This is a genomic window from Alienimonas californiensis (genome assembly GCF_007743815.1).
Taxonomy (GTDB): Bacteria; Planctomycetota; Planctomycetia; order Planctomycetales; family Planctomycetaceae; genus Alienimonas; species Alienimonas californiensis.
The window spans coordinates 769,590-795,246 of sequence record NZ_CP036265.1; the positions used below are offsets into that span (position 1 = coordinate 769,590).

A 25,657-nucleotide genomic window follows, 5' to 3' on the forward strand; every position below is an offset into this window, starting at 1 on the left:
CTTGCCGAGGCGCCGCGGTGTGATGAGGCGATCGACTTGGGCGGACGGATCTGACCGGGATCCCGCGCTTCCCGCGGACTCAGCCAGGACTGACGCTCCGACGGGACCTCCGAACGTGAGCGAGACGACGCGACGGGCTTCGCAGAGGCCGACGATCCCGGTTCCGAATCTGCCGCCGCTGCCGGCGACGCCCACGGGCCCCTGCCGGGTGGTCCCGCCGCGGCTGCCGGCGCTGCCGATGCCGCCCCTCCCGAAGAATCCGGTGGAGGCCATGATGCCGGCAGGGGGCATGCCGGCCCTCCCCAAGACGCCCCCCAAGACCCCCTGGGTCGCCAGTCGAAACCCGTCCGCACACATCGTGCAGCAGCAGTACGTCGAGACTCGCTCCGACGAAATAGAAGCGAACCGCCTGCCCGGCCGGGCGGTGGCGCTGGCCGTGTTGGAAGCGGAAATCCTGAGGAATATGCCCGAGCGGAAACGCCCCAGTTCCGTCCCGTTCAAGGAACTGTGGCGGGTCTACCGGGAGATCGAGCGCAACCTGCAAACGGCGGAACTGACCGTCAATTTCAAGTGCGAGACGTGGTTCACGAACCCGAACCCGTACGACACCTATACCCAGATGTACCAGCGAGCCATCGAAGGCGGCAGGATGGTCCTGCGCAATACGGACCAGAACGACGCGGACCTGCGCGGATTCGCGGACAACATGGTGACCTTCCCGAAAAGTTGGACGGGGGACACGCCCCCTCAGCGCGGCCTTAAGCCCGGACGGCAAAGCCCCGCTCGAATCCGGAAACAGATGGACACCGGCGACCTGATCCCGATCCATAGCGGGGACGAACTCCCCGCGTTTCTCGCCGGCAATCCCCACTTCAACCCGCATACCAAGCAGGCCTTTCTGGCGCTGAACTACGGGCGACGTCCCCACGGCTCGGCCATCAACTACGGCCACAGTTACTTCGTGGTCAAAAACGAACTGAAGCCGACCTGCTTCTACTATGCGCAAGACACGTTCATGCGGGCCGGGAAAGGGGTCGACGCCGGAGCGATCCAGGTCCCCTATAATAACTTAGGGGCGCTCCTCGAAGCGGGCGGCAGCCCCTTCCTGCGGGAGTCGATCTTCAAATCCTGCTACTGCGGAGAAAGGCTGAAGGACGCGGTCTCCACCGAGTGCAAGTATTACCTGATCGAGGCGCACCGGTTCGGCGAGCTCACGTTCGGCGAGCACGTCGAACATATGGCCATCTCGCGGATCAACCTCACGGACCAGACGCTTTGGCCGCAGATCGTGGCGAACGCGAAGGAGTTTACCCGGAGAAACGACATCAAACTGTACCAGATCGAATAACGCCGCGGCCGGCGAACGACGCGGCGGCCCGTTCCCCGTCCTCGCGGGCCTCACGTAATTTCAGAGCCGGCCCGCATCGCCGCCGGGGAAAGGGGACCGGGGGCCGTCAGTCGGGTTCGTCGACCCGGCCGAGGTGCACCACGCCGTCGCCGCGGTGCACTAGCGGGTTGTTGGCCCGGGCGATCACCACGCCGTCAAACGGGGCCCGGAGGGAGCTGCGGTTGCGCCCGAAGGCGTCGGCGATACCGCCCAGCCGATCGCCCTCCGCCACCCGCTCCCCGAGGCCGGCGATGGGGCGGAAGATGCCGCTCCGCTTGGCCCGCACCCAGGCCGACGAGGGCACCCGGATCGACGGCTCCGACGTGTCCGGTCGCTTCGCCCGCGCCTCGGCGCTGCGGGGCGGCAGCATGTCCAACGCCCGCAGCACGTTCATCACGCCGCGCACGCCGATTTTGATGCAATCCCCGTTGAACCGCTGCGGCTCGCCGGCCTCGTACAGCAGCACCGGCTTGCCTAGTGCCGTGGCCGCCCCCCGCAGACTGCCGTCGCGGACGGCGGAGTGCATCGTGACCGGGGCATGGAACGCCTCGGCCAATCGCAGCGTTTCGGCGTCCTCGAGGTTCGCCCGGATCTGGGGGAGGTTGAACCGATGATCGCTGCCGGTGTGCAGATCGAGGCCGACGTCGGCGTGGGCGACGATCTCCGTCATCAACAGGCGGGCCAGTTGCGACGCCAGCGACCCGCCCGCCGAGCCGGGAAAGGAACGGTTCAGGTCGCGGCGGTCCGGCAGGTAACGGCTGCGGGCGTTGAAGCCGAACACGTTGACGATCGGTACCGCCAGCACCGTGCCCCGCAGCGTCTCGCAGGTGAGTTTCCCCAGCACCCGACGGATGACTTCCACGCCGTTCAATTCGTCGCCGTGAATGGCGGCGGTCAGCCAGACGCTCGGCCCGGGGCGGGCTCCGCGGACCACCTCCACCGGCACGCTGAGCCACGTTTCCGTCGCCAACCGGCCGACGGGGATCTGGACGTGCGTGCGGGCGCCGGCGGGGCACACGGTCCCGCCGACGGTGATCGGCGGCTCCGCCCGGCCGTCCGGGACGACCGGCACGTCCGTCTGCACGGTGACGTCCTCGGGCCCCAGATCGCCGGCGAGGTCGTCCGGGTGCGGGGCTTCGCCGTCCGGCGGGGAGGCGTCTCGGTCCTCGGCTCGCCCCGTCGTCATCTGGGTCGGCGTCCGCCGAGGTAACTTTGGGCGGGGTCGACCACGAAGCGGCCCCGCAGAGCCTCGCGGCCCAGCAGCATGCGGAAGCCCATTGCGTCCCGGTTGGCGAGCGTCAGTTCCAACGGGAAGCGTTTCCCGCAGACGACCGCGTGGGTGAGGATCACCGGGCGCTCCTGAATGACGCCGTTGCTGCTTTTGACCTCCCGCACGCCCAGCAGTTCCGCCTCGCAGAGCACCGAGCGCTTGGAGGACTTCTGCCGGGGGTGCAGGGTGAACCGGACGAGGTCCACGCCGTCGCGTTCGAAAATCTCCACGTCGAAGGCGTGCACGCTGCTGGTGCGGGCCCCGGTGTCGACCTTCGCCTTGAGCAGCGGGCTGCTCAGCGGGTCGGCGGCCTGTCGGGGGTCGGCGGGCAACTCCGGCAGGGCGACCCACTCCCGCCAGCCGACGGCCGGCCGGGCGGCGGGCTTCGGGGCGCCGGGCCGGGCCGCCGACGTGGCGGCGGGAGCGGCGGCGGGGTCGCGGGCGGGGCCGGACGCCGCCGGAACGGGGGGGAGAGCAGGGTCGATCATGCCGTCCGAAAGGATATCGTGCCGAGCAGGCGATTGTCGCGGGCGGGGGGACGCGACTACAGTGGAGATCCCGCCGGCGCTCGCTGATCCGTTGGACGCCCGCCCGCGGGCGGTCCGACGCGTCACGATCGCCCTTTCCGCGGCACGGACGTCGCTCCCGCCCCCGCTCCCTCGCGTCCCGCCGGACGCGTGCGGAAACTCTTCTAAGGCGCTTCCCGTGCTCTGCTGCCCCGCCGTCCGCCGTTCCCTGTTCGTCGGCCTTGCGCTGGTCGCCGGCCTGACCGTCGGCGCCGCCGCCGTGGTGAGCCCGGCCGCCGCGGGTCCCCACGACGATCAGAAACTCGATACCGTGCTCGATCACAAGGTGCAGAACTTGGACGGGGCCGAGGTCGACCTCGCCCAGTACCGGGGCAAGGTGGTGCTGATCGTGAACGTCGCCAGCCAGTGCGGCTTCACCAAGCAGTACAAGCCGCTGGAGAAGATCTACGAACGCTACCGCGACGAGGGCTTCGTGATCCTCGGCTTCCCCTGCAACCAGTTCGGCGGGCAGGAGCCCGGCAGCCCCGCGGAGATCGCCGCCTTCTGCGAGAAGAACTACGGCGTGCAGTTCCCGTTGATGGGCAAGGTCGAGGTGAAGGGCGACAACGCCTCGCCGCTCTACCAGGAACTGACCGCCGAAGGCACGACCGCCGACCCCGGCCCGGTGAAGTGGAACTTCGAGAAGTTCCTCGTCGGCCGCGACGGCCGGGTGATCGAGCGGTTCCGCAGCCAGGCCTCGCCGGACAGCAAGCCGGTAGTTGCCGCGATCAAGGCGGCGCTGAAGGCCGAAGTCCCCGCCGACGCCGCTGACGCCGAAGCCCCCGAGACCGCCGCCGCGGAGTGAGACGGCGGCCGCCCCGCCCGGCCCGGCCGCCGGCCGATCGTTCGGCCGCGGAAGGGGGGCGGAGCGAATCACCCTTGTCGTCAAGGCCCGCACAACCCGCGAATCGCCGGACGGACTTGCCGGTTCTTCGCGGCCGCGACGATTTCCGCCCGAACCTTGCGGCGGAGTCCGAGGTGTAAGACGCTCCTGATCAGCCGAATCTGCGAGACTGCCCCTTGACAAGAGGCCATCTCGACGTTCTGCTGAAAGGAACAGTGATCGGTGATGCGTCCCCCGCCCCCACGGCGGAGCGCATCATCGCGGCCCCACCAGGCCGACTGCCCCCCTCACCCCACCGCGGCCGCGATCGTCCTCGTCGGCCCGGCCCCGCCCCCGACGGAGTTCGCAAATGTCTCTCTCCCGTGCACGCCGGTGCGCCGGCCCGTCCCGCCGTGACTTCCTGCAGGTCGGCGCCATCGGAGGCCTGGGGCTGACTTTGCCCGGCTTCCTGGGGATGCAGGCCGCCGCCCGGGCCGATCAGGTCCACTTCGAGACCGTCGAAGGCCCGGCGAAGGGCGTCATCTACATCTACCTGCCCGGCGGTCTGGCCCAGCAGGAGAGCTGGGACCCGAAGCCGCTGGCCCCCGCGGAGTACCGCGGCCCGCTGGGCTCGATCAAGACGAAGGTGCCGGGCGCGGAGTTCGGGGCGACGTTCCCGAAGATGGCTTCGATCGTCGACAAGTGCGTCGTGCTGCGTGGGTTCACGCACGGCGAAGCCGCCCACGAACGCGGCACGCACAACATGTTCACCGGCTACCGCCCCAGCCCGGCGCTGAAGTTCCCCTCGATGGGCAGCGTGGTCGCCCACGAGTTCGAACCGAAGAACAACCTGCCGCAGTACGTCTGCGTGCCCGGCCAGCCGAACGAGTTCGCCGGCACCGGTTATCTGTCGAGCAGCTACGCCCCCTTCACCGTCGGCGGCGACCCCGCCAGCAGCGGCTTCAAGGTGCGTGACCTCAGCCTGCCGGGCGGCGTGGACGAAGCCCGCTTCACCCGTCGTCGCCGGCTGCTGGACGCCGTCAACGATCACTTCGCCGCGACCGAGTCGGCCGACAGCCTCGACGCCGTCGGCACCTTCTACGACCGGGCCTACGGCCTGATCGGCAACCCGAAGGCCCGCGAAGCCTTCGATCTGGATAAGGAAGACGACAAGACCCGCGACCGTTACGGCCGCAACCAGGCCGGCGCCCGCATGCTGCTGGCCCGTCGCCTCGTCGAAGCCGGCAGCCGGTTCGTGACCCTCACCTACGGCGGGTGGGACATGCACGACAAGATCGCGGACGGCATCAAGCGGAACGGCCCGGAACTGGACCAGGCCCTTTCCACGCTGATCAACGACCTGGACGAACGTGGGCTGCTGGACAGCACGCTGGTCTGCGTCGGCACCGAGTTCGGCCGCACCCCGAAGATCAACGCCACCGCCGGCCGCGATCACTGGGCCAAGGTCTTCAGCGTGCTGATGGCCGGCGGCGGTCTGAAGCGGGGCGTGATCCACGGCAGCAGCGACGCGACCGCCTCCGAGCCGGACACCGACCCGGTGACCGTGATGGACTGGGCCGCCACCGTGTACGACCGCCTCGGCATCAAGGCGGAGAAGGAACTGATGGCGCCCGGCGGCCGGCCGATCGAGATCGTCGACGGCGGCTCCCCGATCCAAGCGATCCTCGCCTAGGTTCGTGTCGGACCGGGTGGGTTTCCGCCCGGTCAGGCCCGTCGGCGTCCGGTGGACGCCGCCCTTTATCATCGCAGCGTCGCCGGCCCCCGCTGGGGGGGCCGGCGATCGACGCCCCCTCTGTACCTTTTCCTCAAGCCGGGAGCCGCCCCGTGCGTGCCCGCTCCGCCGCGCTCGTGGCGTTGTCCGCGACGCTGTTCGCCGCCGACGTCGTTCCGACCGCAACGCCCCACCAGGCCTTCGCCGCCGACCCGCAGCTCACCGTCGTTCTGCCCCGCGGGGCGCGACGGGGGACCGAGGCGACCTTCACCTTTGAAGGCAATCGCCTGCAGGACGCGGCGGAAGTGCTGTTCTACGAGCCCGGGGTCTTTGAGGTGAAGGCCATTACGCCGGACGAGAAGCAGGGCGACAAAAAGGTGGCCGTCACCATGCAGATCGCCCCGGACGCCCGCGTCGGCGAGCACGTCGTGCAACTGCGGTGCGCCAACGGCGTGTCGGAGTTCCATACGATTTACGTCGGCTCCCTGCCCGAGGTGGCGGAGGCCGACCCCAAGGAGGCCCCGAACACCGACCCGGCGAACGCCGAGCCGCTCTCCAAGGACCTCTTTGAAGAGGCCGGCGGCGTGACGGTGACGGGCCGGATCGACAACGAGGATCTCGACCACTACTCCATCGATCTGGCCGCCGGGCAGGTGCTCAGCGTAGAGGTCGAGGGGATGCGACTGGCGTCCTCGGAGACCACCAACATGGACCCGGCGATCGAGGTGCTGGACCTGGAGGGCCGCGAGCTGGTCGCCTCGGACGACACCCCGCTGACGAACGCCGACCCCGTCCTGCGGTTCACGCCCGCCGAAGCCGGCACCTATCTGCTGCGGATTCGGGACGCGGAGTTCAAGGGGAGCGGCCGCGGCTACTACCGGATGCACGTCGGTCTGCGGCCGGAGGCGTTCCCCCGGCCGCTGGCGGTCTACCCGGCCGGCGGCCCAGTGGGCGAGGAGGTGGAGGTGACGTTCATCGGCGATCCGCACGGGTCGTTCCGGCAGAAGGTGACGCCGGTCGCCGGCCTCACCAGCGATCAGACCGGCCAGGTGTACGCGGTGCGTGACGGCGCTTCGAGCCCCTCGGCGTTGCCGTTCCGGGCCTCGGAGTTCCCGAACGTGCTGGAAGCCGAACCGAACGACGACCGGACCGCCGCCACCCGCGCCCCCGGCGTGGAGGCGTATCTCGCCGCGGTCGAGGCCGCCAAGGAGAAGGCGAAGGCCGACGGCGGGGACGCCGCCGCGATCAAGAAGGCGGGCGAATCCGTCAAACCGGACGCCTTCGCCGGCCTCGCGTTCAACGGCGTGCTGGAGCAGGACGGGGATCACGATCACTTCGCGTTCATCGGCCGGAAGGGCCAGAACCTGCGGTTCGACGTCTTCGGCACGCGGATCGGTTCCCCGATCGACGCGGAGCTGCGGATCCTCGACGCGAACGGCCGGAACTTGAAGAGCGGCGCCGACCGCGTCGGTCTGGACCCCCGGGAGGACTTCGCCCTGCCGGAGGACGGCTTGTACGTCGTGGCGGTGCACGACCAGCTCGAGCGCGGCGGGGAGAACTTCGTGTACCGCGTGGAAGTCAGCCCGCCGGTGCGGACGCCGACGCTCTCCATCCCCCGCAACGGCCGCTACGGCCAGGGCCGGCAACGGGTCGTGATTCCCCGCGGCGGGCACTTCGCCACCCGGGTGACGATCTCCCGCGACGGCCTGGGCGGCGAGTTGGCGATCGACGCCGCCGACCTGCCCGAGGGCGTGACCGTCACCGCCCCGAAGGTGCCGGACAACCAGTCCACCTGGCCGGTGCTGTTCAGCGCCGCCGAGGACGCCCCGCTGGGCGGCCTGCTGGCGGACCTGCGGGCCTTCCCCGCCGACAAGCCGGAGATCCTGAAGGCCGGGCCGGATCAGCGGGCGTCCTACGCCTCCTCGATCATCGCGGCCGATTTGGTGCGGTACAACAATCAGGGCACGCTGTGGGAGGTGGAAGCCCCCGCGGTCGCCGTCGCCGTGACCGAGAAGCTGCCGTTCTCGATCGAGGTCCTGCCGCCGGCGACGGCGCTGGTCCGCAACGGCGTGCTGGAGTTGAAGATCAAGGTGCACCGCGACGAAGGCTTCGACGGGGAGATCAAGCTGGAGTTCCCCCAGCGGACGCCCGGGATCGGCTGCGATTACCAGCGGACGGTGAAGAAGGAAGAGGACACCGCGGTCTACCCCCTCAACGCCAACGCCAGCGCGGCGCTGGGCAAGTTCCCGTTCTTCGTGCTGGCCTTCGCCGCCCTGCCGAACGAGTTGAACGGCGTCGCGTACGGCGGCGGCACCGGTCTGTGCTCCAGCGAACTGGTGGACATCGAGGTCACCGAGACCCCCTTCACTCTGAAGCTGGCGAAGGGTGCCGTGCAACAGACGACGTCGACGGCGATCACCGCCGAACTGGAGAACGCGGACTTCAAAGGGACCGCCACCGTCACGCTGAAGGGCCTGCCGGACGGTCTGAACTGCGAGCCGGTCGAGGTGACCGCGGAGATGGAGTCGTTCGTGTTCGAGATCGCGGCGACGGAAACGGCGCCGATCGGCACCCGCAAGGGGTTGCTCGCCGAGGTGGTGCTGCCGAATGTGGACGAGAACGGGAAGCCGACGGAGGACGCCCGCGTCTTCACCGCCGCCACCACCGATCTGCGGGTGGACGCCGCCCCGAAGAAGCCTGAGCCCAAGACGACTGAAGCCGAGCCGAAAGTGGCGAAGGCTCCCGAGAAACCGAAGCCGCTGAGCCGGCTCGAACGCCTTCGCCGCGAGGCCGCCGGCCTCCCGACCGACTCCTCTGAAGGAGACACGAACCGATGACCCCCCTCTTCCTCGCCGCCGCCCTGCTGGCGACCTCCCCCGTCTCCTACGTACCGGGGCCCAACGCGCTCGAGCCGGACTCGAAGGAGTCCGCCGGCTCCAAACCGACGGCCGTGCAGCTGGACGTGTACCCGCCCGCGGTGCACCTCTCCACGGCTCGTGATCGCCAGAGCGTGATCGCGGTGCTGACGCTGTCGGACGGCACGACCCGGGACGTCACCGCCGAGACGACCTTCAAAGCCGCCGACGAATCGTTCGCCAAGGCGAGCGTCGGCGAGGACGGGGCGTTGACCTACCACCCCGCCGCCGACGGGACCACCACGCTGACCGCGAGCTACGACGGTAAGTCCGTCGAGGTCCCGCTGAGCGTCGTGGACTCCGGCGCCAGCCCGCCGGTGGGCTTCCGCAACGACGTGATGCCCATCTTCGCCCGGGCCGGGTGCAACATGGGCTCCTGCCACGGGGCGGCCCGCGGCAAGGACGGGTTCCGCATGGGCCTGTTCGGCTACGACCCCGTGGGCGACCACTTCCGCATCACGCGGGAGCAGGCCGGCCGTCGGATCAACCTCGGCGTGCCGGAGCACAGCCTGCTGTTCGAAAAGAGCATCGGCGCGGTCTCCCACACCGGCGGCAAGCTGTTCGAGGCGGACAGCGAGTACGCCCGCCTGATCCTGGACTGGATCGCCGCCGGGGCGATCGACGACGGCGCTAAGGAGAACTGGAAAGAGGGCGAGACCGGCCCGCCGGCCTGCGTGTCGCTGGAGCTGTACCCGCCCTCGATCGCCCTGACCGGCGAGGGGTCCGATCAGCGGATGGTGGCCCGCGCCACCTACGCCGACGGCACCGACCGCGACGTGACCCACCTCGTCGCCTGGAACACCAGCAACCCCACCGCCGCCGCGATCACGCCGGAGGGCGCCGTCACCGCCGGCGCCGTGAACGGCACCGGCGGCGCGGAAGCGTTCATCACCGCCCGTTTCGACGTGCACACCGTGGGCGTGCCCGCGATCGTGCTGCCGAAGAACGTGGAGTTTGAGTTCCCGGACGTCGAGCCGGCCAACTACATCGACGAGGCGATCTACACCAAGCTCGCCACGCTGCGGATCGCCCCCAGCGAACTGTGCAGCGACGAGGAGTTCGTCCGCCGGGCCTACCTGGACCTGGTGGGCGTCGTCCCGCCGGCCGAGGCGACCCGGGAGTTCATCGAGAACACCGACCCCTCCAAGCGGGCGGCGCTGGTCGACTCGCTGCTGGATAAGCCCGCGTTCGCGGACATCTGGGTGATGAAGTGGGCCGAGCTGCTGACGATCCGCACGGCCAACAACGTCCTCAGCGGCAAGGAAGCGGTCCTGTACCACCGCTGGCTCAAGGAGCAGGTCGACGGGAACGTCCCGGTGGACGAGATGGTTCGCGAACTGCTGGCCAGCAGCGGCGGGACCTTCGACACCCCCGCCACGAACTATTACCGCACCGAACGCGACACGCTGAAGGTCGCGGAGAACGTCGCCCAGGTGTTCATGGGCATGCGGATCCAGTGCGCCCAGTGTCACAACCACCCGTTCGACCGCTGGACGATGGAGGACTACTACGGGTTCGCCGCGTTCTTCGCCCAGGTGAGCACCAAGAACTCCGACGACCCCCGCGAGCGGATCGTCTACAACCGCGGCGGCGGCGAGGTGAAGCACCCGCTGACCAACGAGAACATGGCGCCGAAGTTCCTGGGCGGCATCCAGCCGGACTTCCAGGCAGACGAACGCTTTAAGGGACGCGACCGCCGCGAGGTGCTGGCGAAGTGGCTGACCTCCGAGGAGAACCCCTACTTCGCCCGGAACATCGTCAACCTGGTGTGGGCCCACTTCACCGGCCGCGGCATCGTGGAGCCGGTGGACGACGTGCGGGTCTCCAACCCGCCCGCCAACGAGGCCCTGCTGGACGCCCTCGCCCAGCGGTTCATCGAGAGCGGCTACGACCTGAAGGGCCTCGTGCGGGACATCTGCGCCAGCCGGACCTATCAGCTGGCGACGCGGACGAACCCCACCAACGTGGGCGATACCGCGAACTTCGCCTCCGCGAAGCTCCGCCGGATGCGGGCCGAGGTTCTGCTGGACAGCATCAACGCCGTCACGGAGAGCCCGGAGAAGTTCAACGGCCTGCCGCTGGGCAGCCGGGCGGTGGAGATCGCCGACGGCAATACCAGCACCTACTTCCTGACGACCTTCGGCCGGGCCAGCCGGGAAACCGTCTGTAGTTGCGAGGTGCGGGTCGAACCGAACCTCGCCCAGGCCCTGCACCTGCTCAATGGCAACACGGTGCACGACAAGGTGCAGCGGGGCAAAGTTGTGGAGACCCTGCTGAAGGGCGTGGAAGGCAAGGACGGCGCGGAAAGCGTCCCGCCGATGGAGCCGGTCGAGGTGCTGGAGGAGATCACCCTCCGCTGCCTCGCCCGTCAGCCGACCGACGCGGAGAAGAAGGCCCTCGAGGAGGCGCTGGCCGCCGGCGAAGCGCCGCAGGCCGTGCTGGAAGACTACTTCTGGGCCGTGCTGAACAGCCGCGAGTTCCTGTTCAACCACTGAGCCGGACGCACCGTCACGCCGAGGGTCTGCGGACCCTCGGCGTGATTTCTTAGATCAAGCGCATTTTCGACCTCAACGACCCGCCCCATGACCTCCCGCCTCGCCCCGTTCGCCGCGGTTTTGCTGGCCTGTTCCCTCCCCCTGTCGGCCGTCGGCGCCGACGAGGAGAAGAAGGACGAGAAGCCGCTGACCTACGACGAAGACGTCCTGCCCGTGCTGCGGGCGAACTGCGTCGGCTGTCATAACGCCGAAAAGCAGGAGGGCGGCCTGAACATGAGCCAGTTCGCCGCCCTGATGCAGGGCGGCGGCAGCGGCGAGGTGGTGACCCCCGGCGACGGGGAGTTCAGCTACCTCTATATGCTCGCCGCCCACCAGGCCGAGCCGAAGATGCCCCCCAACGGGGCGAAGATGGCCGACGCCGACCTGGCGATCCTCAAAAAGTGGATCGACACCGGCGCCCGCGAGAACGCCGGCTCCAAGGTGAAGATCAAGCCGAAGGAGGACCTGTCGCTGGGCGCCGCCCCGATCGGCCGCCCCGAGGGGCCGCCGCCGATGCCGCCCAACCCCTACGACGCCGCCGCCTACGAGGGCGAACTGAAGCCGCTCTCCGTGGAGGCGATTCCCGTCGAGGGCCGCGTCGCCGGGCGGGCGGACGCCGTCACCGCGATGGCCGCCAGCCAGTGGGCGCCGCTGGTGGCGGTCGCCGGCGAGGGGCAGGTCCTCCTGTTCCACGCCGACTCCCTCCAGCCGGTGGGCGTGCTGCCCTTCCCCGAGGGCCGGCCGATGTCGCTGAAGTTCAGCACCAACGGCCGCCTGCTGATCGCCGGCGGCGGTCGCGGCGCCTACCGCGGGCTGGCCGTCGTCTGGGACGTGACCACCGGAGACCGCGTCGCGGAGATCGGCGACGAGCCGGACTCCGTGCTCTGCGCCGACATCTCCCCGGACCAGTCGCTGGTCGTGATCGGCACCACCAACAAGAAGGCGAAGGTGTACGCCGTCGCCACCGGCGAGTTGGTTTACATGGTCGAGAAAGCCACGGACTGGGTCACGTCGGTCGGCTTCAGCCCGGACGGCGTGCTGCTGGCCGTGGGCGACCGCGTCGGCGGCCTGAGCCTCTGGGAAGCCTCCAGCGGCCTGCTGTACTCGGACCTGCGGGGCCATAGCGACGCGATCACCGACGTCAGCTGGCGGGCCGACTCCAACCTGCTGGCCTCCGCCAGCCTGGACGACACCGTGCACCTCTGGAACCCGGAGGACGGCGCCCTGGTGCGGAAGGTCGACATCAAGGTCAACGGCGTGGAGTCCGCCGCCTTCGCCGCGGACGGCACCTTCGCCACCGCCGGCCGCAACGGCGAGGCGATGCTCTGGGACCTGGGCGGCAAGCAGCTCAAGAAGTTCCCGAAACGGCCGGACTTCGCCCTCTCCGTGGCGATCGCCGACGAGGCGGTCCCGGGTCCGGACGGCAAACCGCAGCCGCGGATCTTCGTCGGCGACTGGACGGGCGTCGTGGCGGTGTTCAAGCCGGACAGCGACCAATTGCTCGCGGAGTTCTCCCCGAACCCGCCCGCCCTGACGGAGCGACTGGCCGCCGCCGAGGCGAAGGTCCAAGAACTGACCGCCGCCGCCGAGGCCGTCGCCAAACGCAAGGCGGAGGCCGCCGCGGCGCTGGAGCGGGCCCGCGAGGCGAAAAAGACGACCGCCGAGAAGGTCGCCGCGATCGACAAGCAGCGGAACGAGGCGACCCAGATGCAGAAGTCGCTCGCGGACGCCCACGGCAAGGCGAAGAAGTCGCTCGCCGACGCCCAGGCCGCCGCCCAGAAGGCGACGCAGGAGGCGGCGAAGGCCGCCGAGGCCGCCAAGGCGAGCCAGATGCAGATCGCCGCGGCGGAGAAGGCCGTTCAAACCGCCGAGAGCGAGACGTCCAAGGCCGTCTCGGAAGCTGAGAATGCCCTGACCGACGCCGAGAAGGCCCTCGCCGAGGCGGAGGAAGCCGTCAAGGCGGCGAACGAGGAGCAGGCCGACGCCGCCCGCAAGACGGCCGAGGCGGCTCGGAAGAAGCTCGACGAGGCGAAGAAGACCGCCGAGGAGGCTCGGAAGTCGGCCGAGGTCAAGATGGAGGAGGCCCGTAAAGCCGTCGAGGAGTTGAAGAAGAAGGGCGAGGAAACCGACGCCGCCGCCGAAAAGGCGACGGCCGCCGCCAAGACCGCCGAGGACGCCGTCAAAGCGGCCGACGCCGAGACGAAGCGGCTCGCCGCCGAACTCGCCGTCGCCGAGGAGACGGTGAAACGGCTGCCGAAGGAGTTGGAGGAGGCCAAGAAGGCCGCCGACGCCGCCGACAAGGCCGTCGCCCCCGCCGAGGAGAAGAAGAAGGAAGCGGACGCCCTCGCCGATCCCGCCGCCGAGCGTGACGCGGCCGCGGCCCGTCTGGCCGGCCTCAAGGTCGCAATCGAGCGGATGACCAAGGCCGAGTAAGGATTAACGTTCGTTGATTCCACCCGACGGGGGGTGGGGGACGTTCCGGGTTCGCCGGAATCGTCCCCCGCCCCCCGTCGCAATTGGGAACGGGGGGTCTAGGAATGGGCGGAGCCGATGAACGTTTTGAACGTTTTTCTCCGCTCCGCTGTCACTCCACTCTCTCAAGGATCTCCTGATGCGTTCGTTCGCCAAGCTGTTCACCGTCGCCGCCGCCGCCGGCTGCGTCGGGCTGCTCACCGCCGCCGCCCCGGCTCCGGTCGCCCCGGTCGCTCTCGACCATCACGAGGAGGGGGCCTCGAAGAACATCGTCGAGACGGCCCAGGCCGCGGGCAGCTTCAAGACGCTGCTGACCGCCGCCAAGGAAGCGGGCCTCGCCGAGGCCCTCTCCGCCAAGGACGCGAACTTGACCGTCTTCGCCCCCACCGACGAAGCCTTCGCCAAGCTGCCCGAGGGCGCCCTCGAAGGGCTGCTGAAGGACAAGGAAGCCCTGAAGAGCGTCCTGCTGTATCACGTCGTCAAAGGCAAGGTGAAGGCCGAGGACGTGGTCGGCCTAGACGGTCAGAAGGTCGAAACCCTCTCCGGCAAGAAGGTGAACGTGAAGGTCAAGGACGGCGTCGTGATGCTGAATAAATCGAAGGTGGTGAAGGCCGACGTGATGGCCTCCAACGGCGTGATTCACGTCATCGATACCGTGCTGATGCCCCCGAAGGGTAAGGCCAAGGACGCGAAATAGTCCCGGCGTCGTTTCCGCCGCGGGCTTCCGCGGCCGGAACGAATCCGACTCCGACCGAGCCCCGCGGGGCCGGCTCTCCCCCACGCGGGGCGGGGCCGGCCCCGCGGTCTTTGGTACAATGCCTGCCCCGTTTCCCGTTTGCAGCCGCCCCGCCGTGCCCGACTCGACTTCCGCCCCCGGCCCGGACGCCACCCCGGAAGAACTGGCCGACGCCCTGCGGGACGACGACGCCGCCCCCGAAGCCGCCCGGCGGCTGGGCGAGCTGGGCGCCGGGGCGCGGTCGGTGGTGCCGGCGCTGGCGGCGGCGTTGCACTCGGCCCGTCCCAAGCCGGTGCGGCTCGCCGCCGCCCGGGCGTTGGAAGCGTTGCGGGATGAGGCGGAGGCGGCGTACGTCGCCCTGGAGCGGGCCAGCGCCAGCGACGACGACGAGGTCGCCGGCGCCGCCCGCTCCGCCCTTAACTCGATCGGCGGCGGCGAATACACCTGAGGCGAACCCGGCCCGCTGGTCCCGCCTCGGCGGAGCGCGGCGCCCGGCGAAACTTCCCGGTTCGCCCCGTCCCGGCGTGCGGAAAGCCGCCGTACCGCGGTCGCGGCCGGTCTGATTTGCTGGGCAGCATGAACGCTGCCCCGCAGATCCCCACGCTCCCCCTCAACGACGGCCGGGCGATCCCGCAACTCGGCTTCGGCACCTGGCAGGTCGAACAGCCGGACGCCGCCCGCGTCGTCGGCGAGGCCTTGAAGGCCGGCTACCGTCACGTCGACACCGCCCAGATGTACGGCAACGAACGGGGCGTCGGCGAGGCGATGCGGCGCAGCGGCCTGGACCGCGAGGCGATCTACCTCACCAGCAAGCTGTCCAACGACAACCACCAGCCGGACGACGCCCGCCGCTCCTTCGAGCAGTCCCTGCAGGATCTGCAAACCGATTACGTCGACCTGTTCCTGATCCACTGGCCGCTGCCGACGCGGTACGGCGGGGATTTCGTGTCGACGTGGCGGGTTCTGGAGGAGTTCCATCGGGAGGGCCGGGCCCGGTCGATCGGCGTGTCGAACTTCCGTCCGCAGGATCTGGACAAGCTCGCCGCCCACTGCGAGGTCACGCCGGCCGTGAATCAGATCGAGGCCCACCCCTACTTCACGAACGACGAGGTGCGGGCCGCCAGCCGCAAGCGGGGAATGCTGATCGAGGCCTGGAGCCCGCTGGCCCGCGGCGGCGAACTGATCGAGGACCCCGCCGTGACCGGCATCGCCGCGGCCGTGGACCGCACGCCGGCCCAGGTCGTGCTGCGGTGGCACGTTCAGCGGGGGGACGTCATCTTCCCGAAGTCCTCTCACGCCGAGCGGATGCGGGAGAACCTCCGCCTGTTCGACTTCGAACTGAGCGACGAGCAAATGGCGACGCTGACGGCCCTCGACCAGGGCGAACCCGGCCGCGTCGGCCCCAACCCGGACACTTTCGAGGGCTGAGCGGTTTGGAGGGCTGAGCGGTGCCGCGAACGGCCGGCCGATATCGTGCGGGGATGAACGACGCCGATTTGCCCGCCGATCTGGAGTTCGATCCCGAACCCGACGACGCTGCGGCGCGGCTCTCGAACCGTCAGGCCTACAACGTCGTGACGGACACCGTCACCGGCGTGAACGTGCGCTGGCAGGACAACCTCGCCGGGTGCCTGGGCGTGATCGTCGGTCTGCCGTTGGGGGCGCTGCTCGGCTGGGCCTTCGGCGGACGGGACGCCGGCCTGTGGGCGGCGGTCGGCGGCCTCGGGGGCGTGTTCGGCGGACTGGCGCTCAGCGGCGTGGGGGTGATGATCCTCCGAGGCGTCGGCCACCTCCGTGGCCGGCACGACTGAGCCCCCGCCCGCGCTGAACAGGATTCCGATGGCCGGCTACTTCCTTTATTCGCTGGACGGCGACGCCTTCACGCAACTTGTGACGGCCCCCACCGACGCCCAGGCCCGGGCGCTGGCGGAGCCGCTGCTCGCCGAAAATCGCGGCGAACTCGCCCGGGTCGGCTGGCCGACGGACCTCGACGAACTGACGGCGTTCGTCAAAGCCCGGCTGGCCGCGGCCGACTGGTACGGGGATCTCTCCGACGAGCAGGCGGAGCTGTGGGACGCCGTGGTCTGGTCGTTCCGCAGCGAACCGGGCGCGGCCTGCGGGTTGGGGTTTGAATGCACCGACTACGAAAGCATCTACTGGGACTGCGCGGAGTTCTGCGAGGAGCACGGCGCCCCGGCGCTGGGCGAGCCGGCGTTCGGCAACCGCGGCTTCCGCTGCCCGCCGTCGGAACCCGGGCTGGGCGGCTACGACCGCATGTACAGGCTCTATCTGCCGGCGGAGGTCGCGGCGCTGCACGAACAACTGCGGGCCGTCGAACCGCATGCCGCCGCTCTGTCGGACCGCGATCCGGAGGACGACGAGGACGAATCCCTCGGCGGGCAGTTCTTCCTGGGCCTGTACGGCCCCGTCGCCGACGCCCGCGCCCGCGGCCGGGCGCTGTTCGTGCAGACGGACACCTGACCGCTCGCCCGGCGCCGTCACTCCGCCGGTTCGACGTACCACAACGTCGCCCCACCGTCGCTCGCCCCGCCGTCGCCCAACTCGTCCCAGCCCCGCAGGGGGAAGTCCGGCGGAGCGAGGGCCTCCGACAGCGTGAGACTCTCCAGCGCCGGCCAGTCGATCACCGGGTCCGCCGCCGCCGCGGTGACCCGCGTGCCGGCAAGGTTCAGAACCGTCAGCGACGTGAACCGGGCGAGGTGCGGCAGAGCGGCGTCCGTCACCCGCGTGCCGGACAGGTCCAGGTGATCCAGGTTCGGGCAACGCTCGGCGAGTCTGCGGACCGTCTCGTCCGTCACGGCGGTGTCCGTCAGACTCAGCCAACGGAGGGTTGGGCGCTTCGGGAGGGTGCGGATTCCGGCGTCAGTGACCGCGGCGCCGCGAAGGGTGAGCGATTGCAGTCGCTCGCAGGCGACGACCGAGGCGAGATCGTCGTCGTCGAAGTCGGTCTCGTCGGCGAAGACGCTGGTCAGGCCCGGGTGGCCGGCGAACGGCCGGAACTGTCCCGCGACGCCCTCCGCCCCGCCCACGCTGAGGCTCAGTAGGGCCGGGACCTTGGCAAACCCCGCCAACCCGCCCGGCGGGATGGAGCACCCCTGAAGGCCCACCACCAGATAGCCGCCGCGGGCCGCCAGCACGTCGAGGGCGCCGGGAGCGAACGCGCAGTTCCAGTAGCCCACGGAGACGTCGTCTTCGATCGCGACCAGCCGCCGTGCGTCCGCGACGCTGACTGACACATCGTTCAGATCGACGCTCCGCACGTGCGGCATCCGCTCCGCTCGGTCGAGCGCGTCGGAGAGCGGTTCCGGTTCCGGCCAGGATTCGTCTCGTTCTCGCTCGGAAGAGTGATGTTGAACGTAGCCCGGGCAGTTAATTTGAATATACACCGGCGTCCGCCAAACCGCCGCGTTTGTCGGCAGCGGGGCCCAGCGACGGCGGTCCTCGGGGATGTAGTGCCCCCACTCCACGTAATGCCCCCGCCGTTCCGCCAGCAATCCGGCGGCCCCGGCGGAGAGGTGCGGCCAGGCGATCCAGCCTAGCAGCCCCGCGATCAGTCCGGCGAAGGCGAGTGCCCCCTTCCGGCGACGCAGCACCGACGCAAACCGCCGGAATCCCGGCGGGGGCGACGGATCGCTTGGCAGGCGACGGAGGCGGAGGGCGAGGACGCGAGACACGGCACCCACCCTACGCCGCCGCCCCGCTACAGCGCCCGCTTGGATTTGCGGCCCTTTTGAAAGCTTTCCACGACCATGTTGCCGAGGTCGTCCGCGTTGCAGTAGGCGGCGACGCCGCCGGTGACCTGGGCCATCTGCTGCACGAAGTTCACCAGGCCGAGATAGAAATAATCCTCGACCAGCGCGAACGAACTAATATGAATGCCCTCATTGGCGCAGCGCTTCGCCTCCTTCAGCGTCGCCATGGCGCTGCGGGGGCTGGGGGGGTAGATCAGTTGGATGCTGCGATCCTCGACGTGGGCGGTCGGTTCGCCGTCGGTGATCACGATGATCTGCCGGTTCGCGGTCGGCTGCTTCTTTAAAATGCGGCGGGCGAACTGCAAGCCGGCGTGGATATTCGTGAAGTGCTCCGGCACGAAGCCCGGCGGGCGGTCCAGCGGGATCGTCATCCGCACCTGCGGATCGTAGATGCTGACCGGCTTGGGGGCGCTATAGAGTAGTTCCTTCTCGCTCAGCGGGCTGGCGTAGGTGTAGAAGCCGACCGTCTTGAGGAAGTCGCCCTGATATTTCCCGCGGACCAGCCCCTGCAGAGCCATCGCCACCTTCTTGGCCTGACCGTATTTGCCGTAGCGGGACATGGAGCCGCTCATATCGAGCAGCACGACCGTGGCGCAGGCGGTCTGATATTCGCTGTCGTGCACGACGAAGTCCCCTTCCGCGATCTCCACCGGCGTGCCGCCGCCGGTGCGGACCATCGCGTTCTTCATCGTCTCGTGCAGGTTCAGATTCGAGACGGGATCGCCGTATTCATAGGCTTTCGTCTCCTCGTGCACCGTCTGGCCGGCGCCGCGGTGGCGGGTCTCGTGCTTGCCGAGTTTGTCCTTGCCGCGGGCGTCGAACAGTTCTTCCAACGCCTTGCTCTCAACGCGTTTAATCCCCTTGGGGGTCACGCGATATTTGCCGTCGGCGTCCTTTTCAATCAGGCCGCGTTTGACGAGCATCTCCGTGACCTCCGGGTTCTCCTGTTCCCAGCGGTCGAGGTTCTCCAGGACCTCCTCGCCGAAGTCGGTGAGGTATTCGGAAAGCTGATCGAAGACCGCGTCCGCGGATTGCGGGCTGAACTCCTCAGACCCGTCGAAGGGGCGATATTCGTAGTTCGGCACGGGGGCGGTCGGGCGGAGGGGCGGTGCGAGGGGGCGGCGGAGCGGGGATTATTCGCGGAAGCCGGGCGGCGGCCGGTCGGCGCCGCCGCGGAGGCGGTCCCGGGCCAGGGCGGCGGCGCCGGAGAGGGCCCCGATCAGGCCGCCGCCGAACACGCACCAGCCGGTGTAGCGGGCGGCCCGGGCGTGCCAGTTGTTCTCGCCGGGCCGTTCGGGTTCGCCGGGGGCGGGTTTCTCGATGGCGACGCCGGCTGGCAGCCCGGCGACGTCGCCGACCGCGAGGTTCATCGCCCCGAACGTCCCCCCCAGCGCCCCGCCGAGCAGCAGGCCGCGGACGACCTTCGCCTTCCGCGGCGCCGTCACCGGCGGGCCGGGCGGCCGGGTGGGTTCGACAGACCGGGACGGGTCGGCGGAGGTGGTGGAGTCGGGCATCGGTGGGGATTGTACGGGCGGCGCCCCGAGCGGACAGACGCCGCCTCGCCGCGGGTCCCCCCTCGCCGCGGGTGCCGCCTTGCCGCGTGGCGCCGCCTTGCCGCGTGGCGCGGGTCGTCCATGATGCCGCACCCCTCCCGTCGCTCCGCTTCCCAAACCCCGAGGCCGCCGTGCGTTCGCTCCCCCTCCCGCTGGCCGCGTTGGTCGCCGCCGCGTTCAGTCCGCTCGCCTTGGCGGACGACTGGCCGCAGTGGCTCGGCCCGCAGCGGGACGGCGTGTATCGGGAGAGCGGCGTGGCGACGGACTTCTCGAAGAGCCCGCCCAAAGAGTTGTGGCGCGTGCCGGTCGGCGGCGGCTACGCCGGCCCGGCGGTCGCCGGCGGGCGGGTGTTCGTGCCGGACTTCGTGCTGAACGACGCCGGCGCCTTCCCGGAGAACCAGTTTTCCAACCCGGACCTCCCCGGCCGCGAACGCGTGCTGTGCCTGGACGCCGCCACCGGTGAGACCGTCTGGGAATACGCCCCGCAGGTCACCTACCGCATTCAATACCCCGCCGGCCCGCGGGTCACGCCGACGGTGGAGCTGGAGGGCGACGGCCCCGCGGGCCGGGTCTATTTCCTCGGGGGGATGGGGGATCTGGTCTGCCTCGACGCGGCGACCGGGAAGAAGGCGTGGGGTTATAACGTAACGGAGAAGTACGGCGCCCAGCAGCCGATCTGGGGGTTCGCCTCGCACCCGCTGGTCGACGGGGAGAATCTGTACGTGATCGCCGGCCCGGCCGACGGGCCGCTGCTGTGCGTGAATAAAGCCACCGGCGAGTTGAAGTGGAAGGCCTGCACCGCCGAGGACGAGTGCGGCTACGCCCCCCCCGTCATGTACGAGCGCGCCGGCAAGAAAATGCTGCTGGCCTGGACCGCCGAGAGCGTCAACGCCGTCGACCCCGCGACCGGCAAGGTCCACTGGAGCGTGCCGGCGGCGGTGAGTTTTAATATGTCCATCGCCCACCCGATCCCGGCGACGGTCGACGGGGCGCATTACCTGTACTGCATGTCCCACGACCCGACGGCGGTCGTGATGCTCAAACTCGCCGACGACCCCACGGCCAAGCCGGAGGTCCTCTGGCGGGGCGACCAGCGCACCGGGATGAACGGCGTGATGAACACCCCGGTCTTCGACGCCTCCGCGGGGGAGGAAGGCTTATTGTTCAGCCCGGACCGCAACGGCGTCTTCGTCGCCGCCGACCCGCTGACCGGCGAGCAGGTCGCCGAGGACCGGCAGTTCTTCGGCTCCGCAACCACCTGGGGCACGATCTTCACCACCCCGCTGGGCGACACCGGCGCCGTCCTCTTCGCCGTGGAGACCGGCGAACTCCAGTCCGGGTCGCTGTCCGACGAGGGGGCCGAGGTGAACGGTTCGGCGAAGGTGCTGGAACCGACCCAGATCGCCGGCAACCGCCGCGTCCTCTGGGTGCACCCGGCCTACGCGATGAAAAGCGCCTTCTGGCGGAACGACAAGGAACTGGTGCGGGTCGATTTGGCAGAGTGAGGCGCCGGCGAACTCCCCTCTCCCCCCTTTTGAGGGAGAGGGGTCGGGGGTGAGGGGGCAGTGATTGACGAATGCCGTTTAAGGCCCGTCTCGCTCTCCCACAGATGTCTCACCCCAGAGAGCGGGGGCCTGCGAACCGTTCGTCCCCCTCACCCCCGGCCCCTCTCCCTCGAGGGAGAGGGGGGAAAGAGAGCGCCCTCACACCGTGCAGAGCTGCACGGCCTCGGTCAGGCTCTTCACCGGGTCGTTTTTGGGGATGAACTCGTGGGCGAAGTAGCCGTCGAAGCCGGTTTCGGCGATCGCTTCGGCGATGGGGCGGTATTGCAGCTCCTGCGTGCCGTCCAGTTCGTTTCGGCCCGGGTTGCCGGCGGTGTGGTAGTGGCCGAAGGCGTCCTTGTGGGTCTTGATCGTGCGAATAATATCGCCCTCCATGATCTGCATGTGATAAATATCGTACAGCAGTTTAAAGTTGTCGCTGGCGACCTTATCGACCAGCTTCACGCCCCATTCGCTGGTGTCGCACATATAGTCCGGGTGGTTCACCTTGGAGTTGAGCAGCTCCATCTGAATCACGACGTCGTGCTTCTCGGCGAGCGGGACGATCTGCTCCAAGGCTTTGGCGCAGTTTTCGAGGCCCGTATTGCGGTCCATGCCACGGGCGTTGCCGGAGAAGGTGATCACGTTCCGCCAGCCCTCGGCGGCGGTCGCCTTGATGCTCTCCTCCAGCGCCGCGAGGCAGGCGTCGTGGAACTTCGGTTCGCACAGCCCGTCGGTCAGGGCGTGGGAGCCGGTCATGGTGCAGACCATGCCGTGCTTTTTGAGGGTCTCGAAGTCCTGCCCCGGCTTGAGCAGGTCCACGCCCACCAGACCTAATTCTTTGCCGAGCGTGCACAGTTCGTCGAGGCTCATCTCCCGGAAGCACCATTTGCAGACCGACTGCTTGAGCCGGCCCCCTTTGGCGGAGGTCGGCGCCGCGCCCTCCTGAGGAGCGGCGAACGCCGGACCGGCGGCGAGGGCGCCGGCCGCGGCGGCGCCGGCGGCAAGGGCGGAGCGGCGGGAGAAAGCGGGCGAGGGCATCACGGCATTCCGATGGGTAAAGGAAGACGCCGATTGTTCGCCCCCCGCCGACCCGCCGCAACGCGGGGCGGACCGGCCCCGGCAGACGTTCAACGTGCGCGGCCGTTCAGAACCCAGCGCCCCCACGCCCCGGCGAGCGATAAATACAGCCCGCCCCAGCAGAGCCCGGCGGTTCCGAGGCCGGCGAGGCGTTCGTCGATCGGGGCGAACCAGGGCGGGTCGTTGCGGGCGATCCAGACCTCCGCGGCCCACGGCCAGCCGGCGGCGGCGATCAACAGACCGAGCGGAATGAGCCACAAGCAGGCCCGCCGCGATCGCACCCGGCCGGACAGCCACCACCCCAGCCCCGCCGATAGTCCCGACAGCCCGCCGCCGACCGCATACCCGACCCACCGCTCCCCGGCCAACAGGGCGCTCAGCACGCCGAGGTAACTCGCGACCGGCCCGGTCCAGCCGACCGCCGCCGCCGTCCAGGCGAACCGGTACACGGCGTTCATCCCTGCCCCGCCGGTTCGTCCGGGCGTCGGTGCAGAACCCAGCGCCCCCAGGCGCCGGCGAGGAACAGGGCGGCGCTGCCGCCGGCCGTCACGCCGCACAGCGCCGCCAGGAGGAACTCCAACAGCCCGGCCAACATCTCCGAGTCGATCTCGCGTGCGATCTGCTGCTCCCGATGCCAATACAGCGCCCCGCCGGCCAGCAGCGCCGCCGCGATCCCGCCCCACAGCAGCATGCGCCGATGGGCGAGGCGGGAGCGGGCGGTGCGGATTGAGGCCCAGATCGCCCCGAAGACGGCCGGCCCGGCGGCGAGGGCGGCGCCGAACCACGCCCCGAACGTCTCGCGGCCGTTGAAGGCGTTCCCCACCGTCTCGCTGCCGATCGCCGACAGGGGCGCTGTCCACAGCAAGGCCGCGGCGATCCACAGCAGGCCGTACACGACCCCCGCGAGCCGGCGCCGGAGGCGTCGGCCGCGGCTCGTCGGCTCCGACAAATCAAAAAGCCCGTCCGCGGGGGCGGGCGGGCGGGGTTCGATCGGGAAGGCGGCGGACATCGCCCGGCGAGCTTAGCCGGCCGGGCCGCGACAGGTCACGCGGCGTACGCTCACTCGGCGTCGGCCGGCTTCTCGGCCGCGGGCGTGCCGGCGGCCGGCTTCTTGCCGGCGTCGCCGGTCGGGTCGGTCGTCTTCCGGAGGCGGAACAGCAGGTCCTTCGCCCCGGTTTTGAACCGCGTCGGCCGCTCGTCGGAGAGCGAATAAATCAGGATCAGCCCGGCGATCTCCGGCTCGGCGTTCTCCTGCCCCTCCTTCGGCTTTTTCATCTGCACGCGGATCAACGCCGGGGCCTTCGAGCCCTGGTCCGGGATCGTGCTGATCAGGTCGGCGAACCAGACGCCGTCCTTGTTTTTCAGCTTCAAATTCTTCGCCGGCATCAGCTTATACGTGCTGGCGTAGAGGTTCTTGCTGTCCTTATCGACGACGGCGAAGGTGTCCGCGGTGATGACCACGCTGTTGTCCTTCAAACGGTCCGGCGGGACCTGTTCGCCGAACTTCTCGCCGGCCGCGATCTTGTAGGAGCCGCGGAGGTCCGGGACCTTCGTCTCCCCGTCCTCCGCCTGGGGGGCGGCGAGCAGGGGAGCGGCGGACAGCAGGGCCGCGAAGGCCGCGGCGGGGGCGAGCAGGGCACGCATCAGGACGACTCCGGGGCAGTGGGCTGGGGAGCGAGGGGTGATCCCGGAAGTCTCCCCAGTTTTCCCCGGGGGCGTCAGCGGGGTTCGCCGAGCGCCGGAATGGGGGCCGCCCCGCGGTCGACGGGTCCGTCGGCGTTCACCCAGCGGTCCGGGTTCTCGGCGAAGGCGTCGCGAGTGCGGGGGCTGCGGAACAGGAACAGCCGCCCGCCGTACAGCACGGCGTGCTCCACCCGGCCCGGGACGGAGAAGCCCTCCGCGGCGGCGAGCACCACGTCCTCGCCCTCGGCGACCGGCAGGTACCGCTCCGGGTCCAGCAGAAACGCCGCCCGAGCCACCGGGGAGGAAAACTTATAGGTCTTCCCGCCGAACCGCGTGACCACCCGCGGATCCGCCTCGGTCAGCCGCCGGTCGTCCCGCACCGCGACCGGACAGAACTGCCCGAACGCCGCCGGCAGTTCCACCGCCGGCGCCGCGACCACCGGGACGGCCGCCGCGGCCGGCGGCGCCGCCGCAACCCGAGCTGCGGCGGCCGGTTTGGACTGCGGCTCCGGCGCCGGGGCAAGCTCCGAAACCGGGGCGAATTCCAGATAGGCCCGTCCCGGCCGGGCGGCCGGTGAGGGCGTCAGGGCCAACGACGCCCGGCCGGCCGGCGCCGAATCGGCGACCCGGCGGGCGAACGAATCCGTCTCAAAGAACTCTGCATCGTCGAACCGCGGCCCGGACGGCCCCGCGGGGGGCGCCCCCTCGGCCTGTTGTTCCGCGGCCAAGATCTCCTCGTGATCGAACAGACCGAACGGGCGTTCCTCCGCGGCGGGGTCCGCCGACGGCCCCTCGGCTTCGCTCGGTTCGTCTTCAATCTGCACGTCGAACAGCACCACCGCGATCGGCTTCCCGTCCGGGCCGACCGGGTTGAGATCCCCTGCCGGCTCCGACGTCGGCTCCGGAGCCGCAGGCGCGGCGACGGCCGAACTCGGCGTCGCCTCGGCGGTCGCGAGCGGGTGCGGCATCGGCTGCGGCGCGGGTGCGCGCTCCGGCAGCGGCTCCGGCTTGGGCAGCGCGGCAGGCTGGGGGGTCTCGACCGGCGCCGGGGCGGGGGTGGGACGGGCGAAGGGAGCGATCGGCTCCAGCGCCTCGGGCAGCGGGCCGAACAGCGGGCCGTCCGTGGGTTCGACGGCCGCCGGCGGGACGACCGTCGGGGCGACCGGCGGGGCGGGCGCCTCGGGTTCCGGTTCGGGCGCGGACGGTTCGGCGGCGAAGGGGTCGACCCAGTCCGGCGGCGGCGTGACCTGCGGCGGGGGCGGGGCGACGGCGCCGTCCGAGAGCCGACGAACCTCCGGCGTCGACTCCGCGGTCGCGGCGGCGTCCGCGGCGGGCGGCGGGGCCGGCGCCGAGGGAGCGGCGGGGGCGTCCCCGTCCGCAGACGCCGACGCCGCGCTCGCCCCGGCGGCGAGCAGCAACGCGGCGGCCCGTCGCGCCACGACGGATTGCCACGCGGCAGCGGAGCGGCGGGGGCGAAGGGGGCGCAGCACGGCAATTCTCCGGGGGGCGGGGGCGGTTCCAGGTGCGGCGCCCCGCCTCCCTCTTCGGTCGTTCTCGCCCCCGACCGGCAGGCGAGTTTGCCGATTACGCCGATT

Annotated in this window: 22 protein-coding genes; 12 read left to right on the plus strand and 10 right to left on the minus strand. The window is 70.1% G+C overall.

The features are described 5' to 3' along the window. The first annotated feature begins 115 nt into the window (after positions 1 to 115). Positions 116 to 1,348, plus strand: a complete 1,233-nt coding sequence (locus CA12_RS02990; protein ID WP_145357415.1) for a hypothetical protein — start codon at positions 116 to 118, stop codon at positions 1,346 to 1,348. 106 nt (positions 1,349 to 1,454) lie between these two features. Here the strand turns inward: CA12_RS02990 and CA12_RS02995 are convergent, their stop codons facing one another. Next, positions 1,455 to 2,573 carry a succinylglutamate desuccinylase/aspartoacylase family protein gene (locus CA12_RS02995; RefSeq protein WP_145357416.1) on the minus strand — a complete coding sequence of 373 codons (1,119 nt, stop codon included), beginning with the start codon at positions 2,571 to 2,573 and terminating at the stop codon, positions 1,455 to 1,457. Then, positions 2,570 to 3,145 (minus strand): ATP-dependent zinc protease family protein, encoded by a 576-nt coding sequence (locus tag CA12_RS03000; protein ID WP_145357417.1) that lies wholly within the window; start codon positions 3,143 to 3,145, stop codon positions 2,570 to 2,572. Before CA12_RS03000 ends, CA12_RS02995 begins: the two co-directional genes overlap by 4 nt. A gap of 217 nt (positions 3,146 to 3,362) precedes the next feature. Between CA12_RS03000 and CA12_RS23080 the strand changes: the two genes are divergently transcribed. From CA12_RS23080 to CA12_RS03050, 10 genes are all read left to right on the plus strand, one after another. Continuing rightward, positions 3,363 to 4,028 carry a glutathione peroxidase gene (locus tag CA12_RS23080; protein ID WP_390614129.1) on the plus strand — a complete coding sequence of 222 codons (666 nt, stop codon included), beginning with the start codon at positions 3,363 to 3,365 and terminating at the stop codon, positions 4,026 to 4,028. Positions 4,029 to 4,416: 388 nt separating this feature from the next. Then, the gene (locus tag CA12_RS03010) at positions 4,417 to 5,739 is read left to right on the plus strand and encodes a DUF1501 domain-containing protein (protein ID WP_145357419.1); all 1,323 of its coding nucleotides are present in this window, start codon (positions 4,417 to 4,419) and stop codon (positions 5,737 to 5,739) included. 152 nt (positions 5,740 to 5,891) lie between these two features. Next, complete coding sequence (locus CA12_RS03015) at positions 5,892 to 8,615, plus strand: PPC domain-containing protein (protein ID WP_145357420.1); 2,724 nt, start codon at positions 5,892 to 5,894, stop codon at positions 8,613 to 8,615. Further along, positions 8,612 to 11,188: a DUF1549 and DUF1553 domain-containing protein gene (locus CA12_RS03020; protein WP_145357421.1), complete on the plus strand. Its 2,577-nt coding sequence runs from the start codon at positions 8,612 to 8,614 to the stop codon at positions 11,186 to 11,188. The genes CA12_RS03015 and CA12_RS03020 overlap by 4 nt, the downstream gene beginning before the upstream one ends. A gap of 87 nt (positions 11,189 to 11,275) precedes the next feature. Beyond that, positions 11,276 to 13,660: a c-type cytochrome domain-containing protein gene (locus CA12_RS03025; RefSeq protein ID WP_145357422.1), complete on the plus strand. Its 2,385-nt coding sequence runs from the start codon at positions 11,276 to 11,278 to the stop codon at positions 13,658 to 13,660. A 178-nt stretch (positions 13,661 to 13,838) separates the two neighbouring features. Further along, the gene (locus tag CA12_RS03030) at positions 13,839 to 14,396 is read left to right on the plus strand and encodes a fasciclin domain-containing protein (RefSeq protein ID WP_145357423.1); all 558 of its coding nucleotides are present in this window, start codon (positions 13,839 to 13,841) and stop codon (positions 14,394 to 14,396) included. A gap of 154 nt (positions 14,397 to 14,550) precedes the next feature. Continuing rightward, positions 14,551 to 14,883 carry a HEAT repeat domain-containing protein gene (locus tag CA12_RS03035; RefSeq protein ID WP_145357424.1) on the plus strand — a complete coding sequence of 111 codons (333 nt, stop codon included), beginning with the start codon at positions 14,551 to 14,553 and terminating at the stop codon, positions 14,881 to 14,883. Positions 14,884 to 15,011: 128 nt separating this feature from the next. After that, a complete protein-coding gene (locus CA12_RS03040) occupies positions 15,012 to 15,863 on the plus strand; it encodes an aldo/keto reductase (RefSeq protein WP_145357425.1) in 852 nt (283 codons plus the stop codon). Between the two features lie 53 nt (positions 15,864 to 15,916). Next, the gene (locus CA12_RS03045) at positions 15,917 to 16,246 is read left to right on the plus strand and encodes a hypothetical protein (RefSeq protein ID WP_145357426.1); all 330 of its coding nucleotides are present in this window, start codon (positions 15,917 to 15,919) and stop codon (positions 16,244 to 16,246) included. Positions 16,247 to 16,274: 28 nt separating this feature from the next. Further along, a complete protein-coding gene (locus CA12_RS03050) occupies positions 16,275 to 16,916 on the plus strand; it encodes a hypothetical protein (RefSeq protein ID WP_145357427.1) in 642 nt (213 codons plus the stop codon). A gap of 17 nt (positions 16,917 to 16,933) precedes the next feature. On the opposite strand, the gene CA12_RS03055 is transcribed toward CA12_RS03050, so the two are convergent. The 3 genes from CA12_RS03055 to CA12_RS03065 are packed head-to-tail and all read right to left on the minus strand — an operon-like array spanning position 16,934 to position 19,719. Beyond that, positions 16,934 to 18,127, minus strand: a complete 1,194-nt coding sequence (locus tag CA12_RS03055; protein WP_145357428.1) for a leucine-rich repeat domain-containing protein — start codon at positions 18,125 to 18,127, stop codon at positions 16,934 to 16,936. Between the two features lie 26 nt (positions 18,128 to 18,153). Beyond that, positions 18,154 to 19,290 (minus strand): VWA domain-containing protein, encoded by a 1,137-nt coding sequence (locus tag CA12_RS03060; RefSeq protein WP_145357429.1) that lies wholly within the window; start codon positions 19,288 to 19,290, stop codon positions 18,154 to 18,156. Positions 19,291 to 19,338: 48 nt separating this feature from the next. Further along, positions 19,339 to 19,719 (minus strand): hypothetical protein, encoded by a 381-nt coding sequence (locus CA12_RS03065; protein WP_145357430.1) that lies wholly within the window; start codon positions 19,717 to 19,719, stop codon positions 19,339 to 19,341. 170 nt (positions 19,720 to 19,889) lie between these two features. On the opposite strand from CA12_RS03065, the gene CA12_RS03070 reads away from it, so the two are divergent. Next, positions 19,890 to 21,263, plus strand: coding sequence for an outer membrane protein assembly factor BamB family protein (locus tag CA12_RS03070; RefSeq protein WP_145357431.1), 1,374 nt, complete (start codon positions 19,890 to 19,892; stop codon positions 21,261 to 21,263). 198 nt (positions 21,264 to 21,461) lie between these two features. On the opposite strand, the gene CA12_RS03075 is transcribed toward CA12_RS03070, so the two are convergent. The 5 genes from CA12_RS03075 to CA12_RS03095 form a co-directional block, all read right to left on the minus strand. Further along, positions 21,462 to 22,340 (minus strand): hydroxypyruvate isomerase family protein, encoded by an 879-nt coding sequence (locus CA12_RS03075; RefSeq protein WP_145357432.1) that lies wholly within the window; start codon positions 22,338 to 22,340, stop codon positions 21,462 to 21,464. A gap of 89 nt (positions 22,341 to 22,429) precedes the next feature. Then, positions 22,430 to 22,837: a hypothetical protein gene (locus tag CA12_RS03080; RefSeq protein WP_145357433.1), complete on the minus strand. Its 408-nt coding sequence runs from the start codon at positions 22,835 to 22,837 to the stop codon at positions 22,430 to 22,432. Then, positions 22,834 to 23,388 carry a hypothetical protein gene (locus tag CA12_RS03085; protein WP_145357434.1) on the minus strand — a complete coding sequence of 185 codons (555 nt, stop codon included), beginning with the start codon at positions 23,386 to 23,388 and terminating at the stop codon, positions 22,834 to 22,836. The genes CA12_RS03080 and CA12_RS03085 overlap by 4 nt, the downstream gene beginning before the upstream one ends. A 50-nt stretch (positions 23,389 to 23,438) precedes the next feature. After that, on the minus strand, positions 23,439 to 24,023 hold the full coding sequence (locus CA12_RS03090; RefSeq protein WP_145357435.1) for a hypothetical protein: 585 nt from the start codon (positions 24,021 to 24,023) through the stop codon (positions 23,439 to 23,441). Between the two features lie 74 nt (positions 24,024 to 24,097). Further along, complete coding sequence (locus CA12_RS03095) at positions 24,098 to 25,552, minus strand: hypothetical protein (RefSeq protein WP_145357436.1); 1,455 nt, start codon at positions 25,550 to 25,552, stop codon at positions 24,098 to 24,100. Positions 25,553 to 25,657 lie beyond the last annotated feature (105 nt).